At 44.4% G+C, this 16,560-nt stretch carries 11 protein-coding genes; 8 read left to right on the top strand and 3 right to left on the bottom strand.

The window, feature by feature from the left end:
- Positions 1-9: 9 nt before the first annotated feature.
- Complete coding sequence (locus L1D44_RS09090; protein ID WP_239889976.1) at positions 10-525, bottom strand: GspH/FimT family pseudopilin; 516 nt, start codon at positions 523-525, stop codon at positions 10-12.
- 246 nt (positions 526-771) lie between these two features.
- On the opposite strand from L1D44_RS09090, the gene L1D44_RS09095 reads away from it, so the two are divergent.
- On the top strand, positions 772-1,110 hold the full coding sequence (locus L1D44_RS09095; protein WP_202720377.1) for a P-II family nitrogen regulator: 339 nt from the start codon (positions 772-774) through the stop codon (positions 1,108-1,110).
- A gap of 76 nt (positions 1,111-1,186) precedes the next feature.
- Here the strand turns inward: L1D44_RS09095 and L1D44_RS09100 are convergent, their stop codons facing one another.
- Complete coding sequence (locus L1D44_RS09100) at positions 1,187-2,203, bottom strand: LacI family DNA-binding transcriptional regulator (RefSeq protein ID WP_239889977.1); 1,017 nt, start codon at positions 2,201-2,203, stop codon at positions 1,187-1,189.
- Positions 2,204-2,625: 422 nt separating this feature from the next.
- Between L1D44_RS09100 and L1D44_RS09105 the strand changes: the two genes are divergently transcribed.
- Positions 2,626-5,232, top strand: a complete 2,607-nt coding sequence (locus tag L1D44_RS09105; protein WP_239889979.1) for a TonB-dependent receptor — start codon at positions 2,626-2,628, stop codon at positions 5,230-5,232.
- A 139-nt stretch (positions 5,233-5,371) separates the two neighbouring features.
- A complete protein-coding gene (locus L1D44_RS09110) occupies positions 5,372-6,898 on the top strand; it encodes a tryptophan halogenase family protein (protein WP_239889981.1) in 1,527 nt (508 codons plus the stop codon).
- Between the two features lie 59 nt (positions 6,899-6,957).
- Here L1D44_RS09110 and L1D44_RS09115 read toward each other — a convergent pair whose 3' ends face one another.
- Positions 6,958-7,686 carry a SapC family protein gene (locus L1D44_RS09115; RefSeq protein WP_220770258.1) on the bottom strand — a complete coding sequence of 243 codons (729 nt, stop codon included), beginning with the start codon at positions 7,684-7,686 and terminating at the stop codon, positions 6,958-6,960.
- A 751-nt stretch (positions 7,687-8,437) separates the two neighbouring features.
- Here L1D44_RS09115 and L1D44_RS09120 point away from each other — a divergent pair.
- The 5 genes from L1D44_RS09120 to L1D44_RS09140 all read left to right on the top strand — a co-directional run bounded on the left by L1D44_RS09120 (position 8,438) and on the right by L1D44_RS09140 (position 16,350).
- Entirely contained in the window at positions 8,438-11,143 is a 2,706-nt protein-coding gene (locus L1D44_RS09120) for a family 20 glycosylhydrolase (RefSeq protein WP_239889983.1), read from the top strand.
- A gap of 235 nt (positions 11,144-11,378) precedes the next feature.
- Complete coding sequence (locus L1D44_RS09125; protein WP_239889985.1) at positions 11,379-12,275, top strand: BadF/BadG/BcrA/BcrD ATPase family protein; 897 nt, start codon at positions 11,379-11,381, stop codon at positions 12,273-12,275.
- A gap of 31 nt (positions 12,276-12,306) precedes the next feature.
- Positions 12,307-13,440 (top strand): N-acetylglucosamine-6-phosphate deacetylase, encoded by a 1,134-nt coding sequence (nagA, locus tag L1D44_RS09130; RefSeq protein ID WP_239889995.1) that lies wholly within the window; start codon positions 12,307-12,309, stop codon positions 13,438-13,440.
- Between the two features lie 122 nt (positions 13,441-13,562).
- Positions 13,563-14,747 carry a DUF5009 domain-containing protein gene (locus L1D44_RS09135; protein WP_239889996.1) on the top strand — a complete coding sequence of 395 codons (1,185 nt, stop codon included), beginning with the start codon at positions 13,563-13,565 and terminating at the stop codon, positions 14,745-14,747.
- A 289-nt stretch (positions 14,748-15,036) separates the two neighbouring features.
- Positions 15,037-16,350 carry a sugar MFS transporter gene (locus tag L1D44_RS09140; protein WP_239889998.1) on the top strand — a complete coding sequence of 438 codons (1,314 nt, stop codon included), beginning with the start codon at positions 15,037-15,039 and terminating at the stop codon, positions 16,348-16,350.
- Positions 16,351-16,560: the final 210 nt, after the last annotated feature.

Below are 16,560 nucleotides of genomic sequence, written 5' to 3' on the forward strand. Positions count from 1 at the left end.
AATAAGCGCTCAGTTTGAGCACTCAATCTGATTAGCTTGAGAAAATCTGACCCTTCCGGCTTGATTTACAATAACGGCTTTGGAATAAGGGCTGGTGGGAGAGGACGGGCAGTACCTTAGTGTACCGTTAGAGCCGGATGCTAAACCATCAGGGTGAAATCGGACGGCGCTTCTGTTGTAGCTTACGATATCTTGTGGATTGAATGGAGATGTTTGAAGAAGAATCTTATCTGTATTATCTATCCGGTTCTTGTCACCCGAATCGGTAAAAACGGTAAGACCTAAGCGCCAGTCTTTACTGCAGCTATCATTTGTAATTGGGCATACGGTAACTCTTACCCCAAAGCTAATTGCGGTGTTTCTGGCATATTGCAGAGTCTGTTGTATAACACGAATAGCAGACTGTGCTCTTTGTGCTTCGTAAAACTGGCTTAACGATGGAACGGCGATCACGATTAGAATTGTCGCAACGACAAGAGTAATCATTAGCTCGATTAAGGTAAAACCGACGGTTCTGTGGTGCATATCAACTCTTCCTTGAGTTAGTTTGAATATTTACTTCCTGTAAATATCGCGCTGTGGGCGCTTTAAAAGTATAGCCTACCCCTGAGTAAACAAAGAGCCGATTAGTATATTGTTCGGTTATATGAAGACAGCATTTACTTTTGAGTGCAGCAACAAATCACTTTAGTCTTCTGAGTTTTGTCACTGCGTGATAAGCTACGATGTTATTAAATAGCGTCTTACAGCAAGTTTTTAGGGAGTTTTACAATGAAAAAAGTCGAAGCCATTATTAAACCATTTAAGTTAGATGATGTGCGTGAGTCGCTTGCTGATATTGGTATTACTGGTATGACTGTTTCAGAGGTAAAAGGCTTTGGTCGCCAAAAGGGGCATACTGAGCTTTATCGCGGCGCTGAGTACATGGTCGACTTTCTGCCAAAGGTTAAGATTGAATTAGTGATTCAAGATGAACTTTTAGAGCAGGCCTTAGAGGTTATCGTTGATACTGCGCGTACAGGTAAGATTGGTGATGGTAAGATTTTCGTCACCGATATTGAGCGTATTATTCGTATTCGTACTGGCGAAGAGAACGAAGAGGCTGTATAGCCTTAGCGGCTTTTTCGCATTATAGCGTGTTTAACATAATGCGAAAAAGTCGAGCCGGGGCTAAATTGAATCTAAGTTAAACTCTTGGTTTAGCCGACGAGTCTCTAATCACCGGCTCTGGCTGAAATACTTTCGCAAGTTCTGAACTCTGATCTCGGCGTTTAGCAATCAATAACTCGGTTGCGATATGCGCAATCTCTTCGTTGGGCTGATGCACGGTTGTGAGTTTTGGCCAAGTCTGACGTGAAAACGGACTATCCTCGAAACCAACAATAGAGATGTCCGATGGGATGTCTACACCTTCTAATCTTGCCGCAAACAATGCTCCTGCAGCGATTTCATCGTTACAAGCGACAATCGCAGTCGGTCTAATCTTTTGATTTAGTAATGCTTTAGCACCTTGAACTCCTGACTCAAATGAATACTTTCCATCGATAATATAACTGTCGTTAACTGCGATGCTGTTATTCTCGAGTGCTTGCTTAAACCCAGATAAACGCTCTTTAGTTGATTGGTGTTCATGGTCACCACTCAAGAAGGCGATATGCTTATGGCCAAGATCAATAAGATGCTGCGTAATTGAAACCGCACCGGATCTGTCGTTAACCAGAACCGCTAAACCAGAACCCGCCTCAACTTTTTCCCCCGCAATAATACGCACATAGCTGGCATCGATTTTATCGAGTGCAGCCAAGATCACCGGATCTTCAGAAAGTGGTGGTGTGAGTACTAAACCAGACAAACGATTGTGCTTAACCAACTTGGTCAAATCTTCGCAGATATTGTCAGCCCGAGAGTTACAAGGGTGGATCAATAGCTCGTAACCTAGGTCTTTACAGGCCGACAGGATGCCGTTCTGCATATCGATAATATAGTAGGCATTGGGATTATCATAAATAAAACCAATTACATAAGATTTAGTTCCAGCCAAATTCCTTGCTGCTAAGTTGGGCTGGTAGTTAAGCTCTTTAATGGCTGCGTGCACTTTATCTATCGTGGCTTGCTTAACCGAAGGCTCATTATTAGTAACCCGTGACACTGTTTTTATCGATACGCCAGCATGTTTGGCAACATCATTTATGGTGACTTTCATTAAGCGGGATTCTCATTAGTTAAACATTCTGTGACGCCAAAGCAGGGTAACACAAAATTAACAAATCGCGCTGAGATGGTGCAATTTGTCCTTAAATTTTGCGGTTATAGTGCGAAGTTTTATCAAAATTAGCAATGATAAGTCGCGAAATTTTTGTGTTTTTTCTTTCATATAAAAAAAAGTGAATTAATTATTCACAATATTCGAATGTAATTAACTACCTGTATTTAAATGGTTATTGGGTGAGCTGTTTCGCACTTTTGTTGTTTTATATAAATATAATTGGTGTTGCGGTTATTTTGTTGTGGCGCAAGTGTTAATAGTTGTGTAATCTTTGGTCTAGACATGACAGCGTTGTCATTCCGCTTCTGGAATGGTTATGGATATAAAAAAAAGATAATAAGTTATGGAAGGGAAACGAGATGCGACCATCTACCTTTAAGAAAAGTGTACTAGCTACAAATATCGCGCTGCTGATGAGCGGAGCTATGTCTGTTTCTGCTATAGCTGCAGAGGCTGATGCGAAAGCCGCAGCAGACGAAAACATTGAAAAGATTGAAGTTCGTGGTATGCGTGCTTCAATGAAAGCTTCAATTAATGCTAAAAGATTCTCAGACTCAGTTGTTGATGCTGTGACAGCTGAGGACATTGGTAAGTTTCCCGATGGTGACGTAGGTGAGTCACTTGCACGTATTCCGGGTGTTGCCGTTAACCGCCAATTTGGTCAAGGCCAACAGGTGTCAATCCGTGGTGCTTCAAGCCAGTTAACTCGCACTTTGCTTAACGGCCATTCGGTTGCCTCGACAGGTTGGTACGACCAACAGGCCATCGACCGTAGCTTTAACTATTCTCTACTTCCGCCTGAAATGGTCGGTGCAATCGAAGTTTATAAGTCATCACAAGCGGATATTCCAGAAGGTGGTATCGGTGGTACGGTAATCGTTAAGACCCGTAAGCCACTAGACCTTGATTCAAACTCGATATTTATCAGCGCTAAAGGCGACTACGGTACGATTTCTGAGGAGATCGATCCTGAGCTTTCAGGTTTGTACAGCTGGAAGAACGAAGATGAAAACTTCGGTTTCCTACTTTCAGCAGCGGCTTCTGAAACCAACTATCAACGTAATGGCATTGAATCACTAGTAGGCTGGGGTGATATCGTTCCAACAACATTTGAGCAGGAACGTGAGCGCACAGCAATCAATGGTGCATTGCAATATCGTCCTACCGACAACTTAGAGTTTGGCTTAAATATCATGAGTCTTGATATGAAAGCTAACAACGCTAACACCTCGTTGTTCTTGATGTTCCCAGATGATAAGGAAGCGGCCTGTGAGCAGACGAATGCTTCAGGTACTTGTACCTTCTATCGTCGTGACGGACAAGGTGAGAATCCAGGTTGGGCGCAAACATGGGCGCGTAAAGCGAGCATGGATTCAAATACTTACGATTTAGATTTTAAATATGAAGCAGACAACTACACCTTAGAGGGCCGAGTGGGTAACACTAAGTCTGAAGGTGGTACCGATATGACCGCTAACTACGGTTTCTGGTTAGGTCAGCCTGGTGATTATGCGGGCACATATGATGCGACTGGTGAAGTAATTAAAATTGATATCGCTAATAAGTCATTTGGGGCTGAAGATTTCGGTGGTCCACTTTCACCAGCTGGTTGGTCGCTTAAGAAGCAACCAAACTCGGATGAAGAGACTTACGCACAGTTTGATGTCACAGTGCCTGTAGATTTCGGTGCAATAACCTCATTTAAGACCGGTGTTCGCTGGGCGGATCATGATGTGAAGCAGGAAACGTTCCCTGCTATTGTTAATCCAGATGTGACGGCTAAAGATGCATCGGCTTACTACTCAGGTACTGTGTCTTCTGGTGCAGGCTTTACTCTGCCTAAACCAAATCTAGACGCCATGCTTGCAGATGCAAATGCGGCAATTGGTGGCTTTAGCAAAGAAGGTCCAGTTTATAAGTCTGGTTACGGTACGATTACTGAAGAGAACCTAGCGCTATATCTAATGGCTAATTTCGAGTCAGATGGTATTCGCGGTAATTTCGGCCTACGTTATATCTCAACCGATGCCTCTTCTGATTATTATAAGTTGCAATCTGACGGCACTTACGCTGATAACTTAAGCACAATGGATGCGAGCTACAATGATGTGTTACCTAGCGTAAACGTAGCCTTTGATGTTGCACCCGATGTGATTATTCGTACTTCGGCATCACAAGTTATCTCACGTCCTAACTATGGCGATATGTTTGCCTCTTCAGCACTAGCTGGTTATGCCGATGGCACAGCAGGCAATGAAGTGGTTAATACGGGTAACATTGCACTTGAGCCATTTAAGGCGACGCAAGCGGATCTAGGTGTTGAGTGGTACTTCAGCCCAGATGGTCTTGTTGCTGCGACTTACTTCATTAAAGATATCAGCTCGTTTGTTACTTCAGACCAAATTCTAGATCAAAGTATCGGTATTATTGACCCTGATTCGGGTGAAGATAGCTGGACTAAGTCAACTAAGAAAAATGGTACTGGTGGCCAAATTCAGGGTATTGAGCTGCAGTTACAAGATTCATTTGAAAACGGTCTAGGTTACTCTGCTAACTACACGTTTGCCGATTCAGATGCGCCTGCTGACAACTATCCTGACGAAGTGAGTGTATTCTCTGATTCATCTAAGCATACTGTTAACCTCGTGGGTTACTACGAGATGGAAGATTTCTCTGCTCGTGTAGCTTATAACTGGCGTAGTGAATACATGATCCGTGAACTTCCAGGTTTCTACGGCAACCGTGAGCACCAAGACTACGGTACTGTTGATTTAAGTGCTAACTACAACGTTACTGATTACCTATCTGTAACCTTCGAAGTAGTTAACTTACTTGAAGAAGACAGCGTGCAGCTCGGTGTAGCTCCTGATTCTGCAGAGGTTAAGCCAGAGCTTAAGAATGGTTACCCAGCATGGAGCTTCGAAGGTGAAGCTCGCTATAAGCTAGGTGTAGCATTACGCTTCTAAGTAGTTAATGTATTGAATAAAGCCCAGCAACGCTGGGCTTTTTGTTGTCTATTTAGAAAAGTTAATACTAATGATTTGATTGACTCTATAACCACTATGCTAGATGGTTTTTGGCGGGCGTTAAATACTTGGAGGTGAGATGGAAATTAAAAGGGTCGCGATAGTAGGTGGTGGTACAGCGGGCTGGTTGGCTGCAAACCATCTAGGTAAGGCACTGGTAAATAGCGAAAAGTTGTCTATAACCTTAATTGAATCTCCAGATATTCCAACCATAGGGGTGGGCGAGGGCACTGTCCCGGCTATCCGTCAATCACTTAAAAGCTTTGGCATAAGTGAAACTGAGTTTATTCGCCGCTGTGATGTGACCTTTAAGCAATCGATAAAGTTCGTTAACTGGCTCGATAAGCACAAACATGGCCAGCAGAACTTTTATCATCACCTGTTCGATATGCCTGGCACAGTGCTGCAGGATTTAACCGAGCGTTGGTTATCGAATAAAGAGGGATGCTACGCAGGTGCTGTATCGCCTCAACATGCCGTTTGTGAGGCTTTTAGGGCGCCAAAGAATATAAGCGATCCAGAGTATTCAGGAAAGCTAGGTTACGCTTATCACCTCAATGCGGCCAAGTTTGCAGAGTTACTCGGTGAGAATGCCAAACAGCGTTTTAGGGTTGAGCACCTTCGCGCCAATGTTAAGGAGGTTGTTCTTGGGCAAGACGGTGAGATAGCTTCTCTTATTACAGATTGCGCTGGTACGTTAGATTTCGACTTCTATATTGATTGCAGTGGTTTTGCTTCATTACTTATAGATAAGGCGCTTAAAGTACCTTTTATCAATAAGGCTGAGCAGTTGTTTGTCGATAAAGCTGTAGTGGTTCAGGTGCCAACTGCTAATGACGATATTATCCCCCCTTTTACCATCTCTACTGCTCATCAGGCTGGCTGGATTTGGGATATCGCGTTGAGTAATCGCCGTGGTGTAGGCCTTGTCTACTCTTCTAAGTATATGGATGATGAGACGGCAATTAATAAGTTAGATAAATACCTAGGTGGACAGCTTGCCCAGCATCAACACCGAATTATTCCTATGACGGTAGGCTACCGAGAGCGATCATGGGAGAAAAACTGCGTAGCATTGGGCTTGGCACAAGGCTTCTTAGAGCCCTTAGAGGCCACATCTATTCTTTTGACCGATTTTGCTGCCGGATTCTTAGCGCAGCGCTTCCCAACCTCGACGTCACAGCTTACCGGAATGCAGCAGCGTTTTAATCATGTTATGAATTATGCTTGGGATCGAGTCGTCGACTTTATCAAGTTGCATTACTGCCTGTCTGATCGCAATGACTCACAATTTTGGATAGATAATCGAGATCCGGCAACTATTTCCGATGAGCTAAAAAAGCGTTTGGCAATGTGGCAAGACTTTGTCCCTGCTAGAGAGGACTTCTTTAGCAAGTTTGAGGTCTTTGATTTAGAGAACTTTCTCTATGTTCTATATGGTATGGATCATACGCCTACGGATAAGGTTTTATGCAGTGAGCCGAGCGCGTATAGCGCGGCTTCATATCAGAGATTAAATAATCTGGTGACACATCTTGTTGAAGAGCTGCCCCAGCATAGAGAGCTACTTGATAAAATAAAGCGTTATGGTTTACAAAAATTATAGTTAGCTAGGGTTAAGAGCCAAACTCACGTTATTGCGAGTTTGGCTTAATCAATAAGGGCTTAGTGAGTCAAATCGTAGTGGTTTTGTTTTTCAATCAGACGTGGGATCTGCTGCAGTGATAGTAAATGAGCGTAGATTAGTGGTAGCAGGCCGTTCTCTTTTAGGGATATAAACTCTTCATTACTAAGCTGGTTTAACGCTTTCTCATCAACAACATATATACCGTCGATGTTTATTGGTTGCTGACTTTCGGCTAGCTTAACCGTTAACTGTTTTGCCGTGAACAAGCTCTTGGATGCTAGGAGCTGACAAATATTGCCTGTCTGTTCATTAAAAGCGGCTATTTCAAGTAGCGCTTGAGTTCGTTTCTTAAGGTATTCACTCTGCTCTTTATTATCGTTAAATAAGCGATGTGCATTCTCTGCAGCTTCGGTTACTAACGGGCTAGCGGTATCGACGCAGATTAGAACGTTGTCACTTTCTTGACTGGTCTTAACTAAAGATAAGGGGGCGTTATTAAAGCCTCGAGGTTTTATCATTGCTGGCCAATCACTGCTTTGACAGTAGAGGTTTAGGCCGTTTTTAACTCCCATCATGGCGACAGGAATAAATTGTCCAGTCTCGCTGTTCTTAACAAAAACCAGTGGAAACTCGGTCGCTAATTGATGAAATTCATGAAAAACAACAGGAATGAGCTGCTGCTCGGCAAAGCGGCGATAGTCTTGTGACTCGGCAATACACATTTCAAGATGATTTTCAGAGTTAAGTGGGACGATATTATTCTTCATTGTTATAGGGTCCTTGAGCGTAATCCATTTGCAAGCCACTAGAAAACTAACACAGGCGTGTTGCAATTGCGTGTTTTTTGTTGTGCTTAGGTATACTTATAAGTGACAACGTTGTCAATTAAGCCTCGGGAATAACACCTTACAGATCTAGATAGCTATGCTTTCGCCTCATCGGTACCTAGGTTAATTTTATCTACTGTTATCTAGGGCCTATTTCTTATATGAACCTTTTTTAGTGCCGCTAATGTTCATATCGGGTGTCAAAGAAGAGAGTCGTAATCAATATTAATATCGAGGGTTATGGTTTAAGGTATTGTTTTTATAATGCTTTACTCTTGATTGTCTCAGTAGGGAGAATATAAATACAGCTAAATGTCAGATAAATGTAGTTGTTTTGTACATATTTGTGTATATTCTGAATGACAGCGTTGTCATCTGCTTGTGTGACAGGTTGTTTGTAAGGTCTTCATGGACGGGAAGAGGTCTCTCGTTTCATGTCTTTGACGAACAATTATGTTTGTTACTCCTATATAGTCTCTCCCCAGAAACTAGCGTGGGCCGAGTACTTTAAGAGTACTCGGCCATTTTTTTATCTGGCACAATAGAGGAGCCTTACGCAAGGTATTGAGAAACAAGCGTGTTAGAACCTAAGTAATACTGAGTTCTCGTTGATTTTCATAAGGGGGAGAAATAACGAGACCGAGCTTGAGCATTTCACCTTTAAATAACAATAGAAATCATAGGGAATGTAATGAAGATTAAAGTGATAGTTTCAGCGGTAGCACTCGCGTTGTCTGTTGGTGCATGTTCTACGCAGAACGAAACTGAAGAGGTTACTCGTGTTATCTCCCCCACAGAGCAAGGCTCATCGCTTAGCCAACCAGTAAGTTCTTCTGGCTTGACTCAAGCTTCACTGAAGCTAATTGGTGAGACGCTCGATATTCGTTATCGCGTAGTGACCAATATCCCCGATGATAATTGTGACCAAGGTGCGGCAGATGGTCGCTGTTTCTTGGCTGAAATAGATCTAACTTCTCAAGTCGATATAGACAGTAAAGATTGGGCTATCTACTACTCCCAAATGCGACCCATTCAAAGTATCGTGGGTGATGAGTTCTCTATCACTCGTATTCAAGGCGACCTACATAAAATCACTCCGGCAGTGGGCTTTAGTGGCATTAGAAAGGAACAAACTAAAACGATTCAATTTCGCGGCGAGTTATGGCAGTTATCTGAAACTGATGCCATGCCCAATTACTATATCGTTGCCGATGGTTTAGAGCCTGTCATCATTGCTAGTACTCAGGTATCGGTTGATCCTGAAACTGGTATGGAAGTTCGCCCTTATGTGAGCGCCTTTACCGACAGTGATAGCCAATATAAGCGCCGTGAAACAGACAAGCTTCAATGGGCAACGACAGAGGTACTATATCGTAATAACCTCAACACGCCTGTCGATGCCAGCCTAGCAGAAAATACCATTTTACCTACGCCGTCAAAGGTTTCACTGAAAACAGATGCTAAAGCTATCTCACTAAAAGATGGAATAAAGCTCGAGCTTAATGGCGTCAGCCTAGAGGCTGTTGATGCAGCGTTGCAGCGTTTAGCTCGCATCGGCGTTGAGCAAAGTAACCCTGAGGTTGAAAGTGGTGTTAACACGGCACTGTATCCTTTAGCTACAGCGAGCATTGAAGGAGAATATCGTCTCGAGATCTCTAGCAATGAGATCAAGATTTTTGCCGCAGATGATGCAGGCTACTCCTACGGTTTAGCCTCACTGGCGGCACTCGTCGATGCCAACACCTTAACGGTTAACCCTATGATAGTGGAGGATACGCCGCGCTTTGATTTTCGTGGCATGCATATCGATGTATCACGCAACTTCCATAGTAAGCAGTTGATTCTAGACCTTTTAGATCAGATGGCGGCCTATAAGCTCAATAAGTTACATCTACATATGGCAGATGATGAAGGCTGGCGTTTGGAGATTGCAGGCCTAGCTGAGCTAACGGAGGTAGGAAGTAAGCGCTGTCATGATCTCAATGAAGATACCTGCCTACTACCTCAGTTAGGCAGTGGTCCCTATAGCGACACTAAGGTTAATGGCTACTACAGTAAAGCTGACTATATCGAGATCTTACAGTACGCGACCGCGAGACAAATACAGGTGATCCCATCGATGGATATGCCGGGTCATTCGCGAGCGGCGATCAAATCGATGGAATCGAGAGCTCGCAAGCTAAATGCTCAAGGGAAAGTAGAAGAGGCAAAGCAATACCTGTTATCTGATAGCCAAGATAAAACTGTCTATTCATCGATTCAGTATTATAACGATAACACCTTGAATGTGTGTATGGAGTCGACCTTTACCTTTATCGAAAAGGTTATCGATGAAATCGCTAAGCTGCACCAAGCTGCTGGCGTGCCACTGAATCTTTATCATATCGGTGCCGATGAAACGGCTGGAGCCTGGCTCGAATCCCCGCTATGTAAGGCCTTTATCGCCAATAATGATAAAGGCGTGACTAGCATGGATCAGTTAGGGGCTTACTTTATTGAAAGAACCTCAAAAATGTTAGCAGATAAAGGCATTGAAGCAGCAGGCTGGAGTGATGGCATGAGCCATACTCGCCCCGAAAATATGCCAAAGCAGGCGCAATCAAATATCTGGGACGTTATTGCACACGGTGGGCATAAGCGGGCACATCAACAGGCTAACCTAGGTTGGCAAGCGGTATTAGGCCAGCCAGAAGTACTCTATTTTGATTTTCCCTATGAGGCGGATCCAAAGGAGCACGGCTACTACTGGGCTAGCAGAAACACCAACTCAAAGAAAATCCATAGCTTTATGACTGGGAACTTACCCGCCAATGCCGAGCAGTGGACCGATATTGAAAACCTACCATTTGAAGCAGACGATACGCTTAAAACCGATGAGTCAGGCAAAGTCATTAGTGAGCCACTAAAGGCTCCGTTTGGCTTTGCGGGTATTCAAGGTCAGCTGTGGAGTGAAACTGTGCGTAGTGATGATGTGGCTGAGTATATGATGTTTCCTCGTCTGATGATGTTGGCTGAGCGTGCATGGCACAAGCCTAGCTGGGAAGTGCCATATCAGTATCAAGGTGCAGTTTATAATCAAAACAGCGGTTTCTTCACTAAAGAGATGCGTCAAGCACAGGCCAGTGACTGGCACACGGTTGCCAACACTTTAGGCGCTAAAGAGCTATTAAAGCTAGATAAAGCCAATATTGCCTATCGTGTGCCAACGCCTGGAGCCGTCATTAAAGACGGTAAGTTGTTTGCGAACGTTATTTTTCCAGGACTTGAAATTGAGTATCGTGATGCAACAGGGCGGTGGCAGAACTATGCCGAAGGGGTAAGGGTAACTGCACCTGTAGAGGTGCGTGTTATAGCCGCCGATGGCAAGCGTAAAGGCCGAACTTTAGTCGTTGAATAACAATTAACTAACAGGTGTTGTCTTGCGCTTGTTAGTAATAACTAAGCCTGAAGGTGGCAGCATTAAGGTGTTGCCACACTTCTACCCCATTATCTGGTAGGTTTAAAAAACAAATGACAACGCTGTCATTGTTGTTGTAACATGGAGTTAACTTAGTGGGCTTTAGAGGCGTTAATATGCATAAAGCCCTGACCCATTCTGCATTTAAAGAATGAGAACAATAAAGAGGTCTGTCATGGGCATGAGCCAGGCGAAAGAAGAGTCCCTATATATAGGTATCGATGGTGGTGGCAGCAAATGCCGCGCAACAATTTACACTCACGATTATCGCATCCTAGGTACTGGAGTTGCAGGCCGTGCCAATCCGCTTCATGGGCTAGCTCAAACATTTCAATCAATTGAAGAGTCCACTCAACTAGCCCTTATTGACGCGGGTCTTAAAGCTAGTGACAGTAAACAACTCGCTGCAGGTCTCGGTCTAGCCGGGGTTAATGTTCCTCGCCTTTATCAAGACATCGATAAATGGCAGCATCCGTTTGCTAGCATGTATCTCACAACCGATCTTCACACGGCTTGCATAGGCGCTCACCAAGGCCAAGAGGGCGCGGTAATCATTACCGGTACAGGCTCTTGTGGTTATGCACGCGTTGGTGATCAAGAGTTATTTCTCGGCGGACATGGATTTGCTTTAGGTGATAAGGGCAGCGGTGCTTGGCTGGGCTTAAAGGCCAGTGAGGCTGCGCTGTTAGACTTAGATGGTTTTGGCGAGAAAACATTACTGACCGAGCGATTGATGCAACACTTTGGGGTCAATAATGCCCTCGGCATAGTTGAGAACTTAGCGGGTCAGTCTTCCAGTACCTATGCCAAGCTTGCCAGAGTCGTGTTTGAATGTGCTCAGCTTAATGACGGTGTGGCCTTAGACATTGTTCGTGAAGGCGCTGCCTATATCAGTGAATTGGCTAGAAAGTTGTTTGACATAGAACCGCCTCGATTCTCTATGATAGGTGGTTTAGCCGAGCCTCTAGCACCTTGGTTGGCTGAAGATGTATTAGCTAAATTATCTCCTAGTCTGCAGCCGCCAGAGTGGGGCGCAGCCTTTTTTGCTAAGCAACAACATAGCAAAGCCTAGCAGGATCACTATTTTAGTAAGTGAGAATAAGATGAAGCAGACGATAATTGCCGACCGCGTATTTGATGGAGAGACATTTCATACAGATTTAGCCATCACCTTCGAAGATGGTCATATCCTTTCGTTCGACACGGCTCAAGGTGTAAGCGAATCTCGCGTGAGTGGGCTGATGGTACCGGGCTTTATTGATGTGCAAGTCAATGGTGGTGGTGGAGTTCTGTTTAACTCCTCTCCGAGTGTTGAGGGCATCGAAGCGATAGGTAAGGCTCATGCTAAGTTTGGCACGACAGCTTACTTACCGACACTTATTACCGATGATGTCGATGTTATGCGTCAGGCGGCCGATGCGGTTGCATTAGCCGTTGAGTCAAAAAGTGCAGGTGTCGTCGGAGTGCACTTTGAGGGACCACACTTAAGCGTGCCTAAAAAAGGTGTGCATCCACAATCATATATCAGGCGCATCTCCGATGCCGAACTGGCAATTTTTAGTCGCCAAGATCTAGGCATTAAAGTGGTAACGCTTGCACCTGAGAATGTATCACCAGGGGTGATAGAAGCATTAGTGAAGGTGGGAGTGAAGGTATGTTTAGGTCACTCCAACGCCGATTACGATACTGTTAAAAAAGCGCTCGCAGCTGGCGCGACAGGCTTTACTCATTTATATAATGCCATGTCGGCACTGGACTCTAGAAATCCTGGCATGGTCGGCGCAGCTCTGGAAAGCGCAGACGCTTGGTGTGGCTTGATTGTCGATGGTCATCACGTTCATCCTGCTTCAGCAAGGGTCGCTATTAACGCTAAGCCTCAGGGCAAGGTGATGTTAGTTACCGATGCCATGCCTCCTGTTGGTCTTGAAGATGAGGTCAGCTTTGAGTTATTTGGTACTCAAGTATTAAGGGCGGGGGATAGGCTTAATGCTGCGACGGGCGAACTTGCAGGTTGCGTGTTAGATATGGCGGGAGCGGTAGCCAATACGGTTAATATGCTTGGACTAGAGCCAGAGGAGGCGCTAAGAATGGCATCTTTATATCCTGCCCAGTTTCTCGGATTGAGTGACAAGATGGGCCAGTTACAAGTTGGTGGACGTGCCGATATGGTGCTTCTCGATGACAAATATCGTGTCGAGCATACCTATATTGGTGGTGAGTTGGCTTTTAAGGGCTAATCATAGCTGCTAGTTTGTTCAAATTAAGCTTCGATAAGCCTCTGTGGTGAATATGAACTAAAACCACCGGAGGCTTTGCTTTATATTGGCGGTGTTAAAAGCGGTAGAAAAGGGCTGTTTAGATGACAACAATAATAGATAAACCCCAATCGAATATCGTAAAGACAGTGGTTGAAACGGCTTCCAAGCCGAAAGCTAAGCTTAGGCTTAAGTCGTTAGATGCACTGCGCGGCTTCGATATGTTTTGGATCTTGGGGGGCGAAGCGATATTTGCCGCTTTGCTGCTATTAACGGGATGGGCCGGATTTAAGTGGTTTGATAGTCAGATGCACCACAGTGCTTGGCACGGTTTTACTTTCTATGACCTTATTTTTCCGCTGTTTATCTTCCTGTCAGGCGTTGCCCTGGGCTTATCGCCCAAGCGTTTAGACAAGTTACCCCTACCTCAACGTATACCCTTATATAAACATGCGGTAAAACGCCTGTTACTCTTGCTGTTATTTGGAGTGATTTATAACCATGGCTGGGGCACAGGAGCGCCATTTGTTGCCAGTGACATTCGCTATGCTAGTGTGCTTGGCCGAATCGCCTTTGCATGGTTTTTTTGCGCTCTTTTAGTGTGGCACACAAGTTTAAGAACTCAGATAGTGACAGCAATAACCGTATTGATTGGCTACGCCTTGCTGCAAGTCTTTCCAATGGTAACCCTAGACAGCAGCGGAGCCTTTAGTCAAACAGGCTCAATTAACGCCGCAGTCGATAATTTGTTATTGCCAGGCATAACTTATCAGAACGCTGCAGTGGATCCCGAGGGAATACTTTCAACGATCCCTGCAGTCGTAAATGGCTTATTTGGTGTCTTTGTGGGGCACTTTATCGTTAAACCTCACGTTAAGGGAGAGTGGTTTAAGGTTGGAGTTTTAACCATTTCCGGTTTTAGCTTATTGGCGCTAGGTTGGGCGACTTCGCCATGGCTCCCTGTGAATAAAACCCTGTGGACCAGTAGCTTTACCTTAGTGACTTCGGGCTGGAGCATACTCTTCCTAGCCTTGTTTTACGCCATCATCGATGTAGTTAAGGTACAGAAGTGGGCGTTTTTCTTTACGGTTATAGGTTGCAACTCTATCGTTATCTATATTGCGACTAGCATTGTAAATTGGAAGTACACAGCCAGCAGCTTGTTTGGTGGATTAATTTCTTCCTTGCCTAACAATGCTCAAACCTTAGTCAGTGTTGTTGCTTTGCTGCTAGTGCAATGGCTAGTGCTTTACTGGATGTATAAGCGCAACATCTTCATTAAGGTTTAAGCTATTAAGTTTACACTCAGCCTCGATTAAGCTCTTTTAGCAAGGGCGAGGCGAAGAGGAGCAGTAGCTTTAAATTCGTGGTTTGAGTAAAAATGACAGCGTTGTCTTTTTCGCCATAATGTTTTAACATCGGTGAAACATTAGGTTTGAAATGGCCTGAAGTTAAAACCAAGGTAGAGAATATAAGCAGACAGTCATCTGCATAAGTTAAAGAGATAACAATGAAGGGTGGGGTAGCAGTTTAATCTGGTATCATAAAATTAATTACTATAAGAAGCAGGTTTAATACATGACAGCAACGACTCAGGCTCAAGCTAGCCCCAAGAGCAGTTTACTGCCTATGACCATTATCGGTGTGTTATTTTTCATCTTCGGATTTGTGACTTGGCTTAACGGCTCGCTGATCCCTTTCCTTAAAATCATCTGTGAGCTAAACGAATTTCAAGCCTTGTTTGTGACGTTTGCTTTCTATATTGCTTATACCGTGATGGCTCTGCCGATGTCATCGATACTTAAGAGAACGGGCTACAAAAACGGTATGGCAATCGGCCTAGCCATTATGGTGGTCGGCTCTTTACTGTTTATTCCTGCGGCGCAGAGTGCAAACTTTATCTTGTTCCTTGGTGCTTTGTTTGTACTTGGTACGGGCTTAACCATTTTGCAAACCGCATCTAACCCTTACGTAGTGCATATTGGCCCTAAAGAAAGTGCGGCGATGCGAATTAGTATCATGGGGCTTATCAATAAAGGCGCAGGGGTTATTGTGCCCATATTGTTTACGGCGTTAGTGCTGTCAGGCTTTGAAAACTTCACTGCAGATCACTTAGCTGCGTTAAGCGAAGCAGACCGATTAGCACAAATTAATGAATTGTCTTCAAGATTGGTTATGCCCTACATCTATATGGCACTGGCGCTGACTTTCTTAATTGGTTTAGTTAAGTTCTCATCGCTACCTGAACTTGAGTTTGAAGCAGCTGAAGAGCATCAGGAAAAGGGCAGTATTACCCATTTTCCACAGGTAGTACTTGGCGCAGTGGCCTTGTTTGCCTATGTCGGTGTTGAAGTAATTGCGGGTGACACTATTGGCTTATACGGTGAAAGCTTAGGGGTTAATAACTTTGCTTCGCTGACCTCTTATACCATGGTGTTTATGGTATTTGGTTACATAATAGGTGTGACCTGTATTCCTAAGTTTATCAGTCAGGAAAAAGCGCTGCTTGGTTCGGCGCTTGCTGGAATCGTTTGCATTATCGGTGCGGCATTAGGTTCTCGTGAAAGTACTGTAATTGCTGACGTACTTTGGGGATGGAGTGGTATTCCGGTGATCCCTGATACGGTAACTTTTGTGGCATTGATGGGGCTTGCTCATGCACTCGTCTGGCCATCAATCTGGCCATTGGCACTTGAAGGGCTAGGTAAGTATACGGCTCAAGGTTCTGCTCTGTTAATCATGGGCATTTCAGGTGGTGCAATTCTACCATTAGTATTTGGTAAAGTAGCTCATTTTGCCGATAACACTCAGGTTGCTTATTGGGTTGGTCTACCATGTTATCTATTCATCTTATTCTACGCGCTAAAAGGCCATAAGATGCGTAGCTGGTAACATTGGATTAAGAAGCTCTTGCTTGGCAGGAGCCGTTATAAGGGAGCCTAAGGGCTCCTTTTTTGTTTTCAGACGACCAAACTCGGTAAAAGGCACTAAAGGCTGAATGAGAGCCGGATACAAGCCGACAAAAGCTAGGACGGTAAACGCAGAACCTTAGCCGGGTATAGGCCGATAAAAGCCAAGACGGAAAAGCTGAAAGGGCACAGG

The organism is Shewanella sp. Isolate13, from assembly GCF_022398325.1.
Classification (GTDB): domain Bacteria; phylum Pseudomonadota; class Gammaproteobacteria; order Enterobacterales; family Shewanellaceae; genus Shewanella.

Bases quoted from the DNA above. Each gene is read 5' to 3' on its own strand.
- L1D44_RS09135 (WP_239889996.1), top strand. From the start codon at position 13,563: ATGACAACAATAATAGATAAACCCCAATCGAATATCGTAAAGACAGTG.
- nagA (WP_239889995.1), top strand. From the start codon at position 12,307: ATGAAGCAGACGATAATTGCCGACCGCGTATTTGATGGAGAGACATTT.
- L1D44_RS09090 (WP_239889976.1), bottom strand. From the start codon at position 525: ATGCACCACAGAACCGTCGGTTTTACCTTAATCGAGCTAATGATTACT.
- L1D44_RS09125 (WP_239889985.1), top strand. From the start codon at position 11,379: ATGGGCATGAGCCAGGCGAAAGAAGAGTCCCTATATATAGGTATCGAT.
- L1D44_RS09115 (WP_220770258.1), bottom strand. From the start codon at position 7,686: ATGAAGAATAATATCGTCCCACTTAACTCTGAAAATCATCTTGAAATG.
- L1D44_RS09095 (WP_202720377.1), top strand. From the start codon at position 772: ATGAAAAAAGTCGAAGCCATTATTAAACCATTTAAGTTAGATGATGTG.
- L1D44_RS09140 (WP_239889998.1), top strand. From the start codon at position 15,037: ATGACAGCAACGACTCAGGCTCAAGCTAGCCCCAAGAGCAGTTTACTG.
- L1D44_RS09110 (WP_239889981.1), top strand. From the start codon at position 5,372: ATGGAAATTAAAAGGGTCGCGATAGTAGGTGGTGGTACAGCGGGCTGG.
- L1D44_RS09100 (WP_239889977.1), bottom strand. From the start codon at position 2,203: ATGAAAGTCACCATAAATGATGTTGCCAAACATGCTGGCGTATCGATA.
- L1D44_RS09105 (WP_239889979.1), top strand. From the start codon at position 2,626: ATGCGACCATCTACCTTTAAGAAAAGTGTACTAGCTACAAATATCGCG.
- L1D44_RS09120 (WP_239889983.1), top strand. From the start codon at position 8,438: ATGAAGATTAAAGTGATAGTTTCAGCGGTAGCACTCGCGTTGTCTGTT.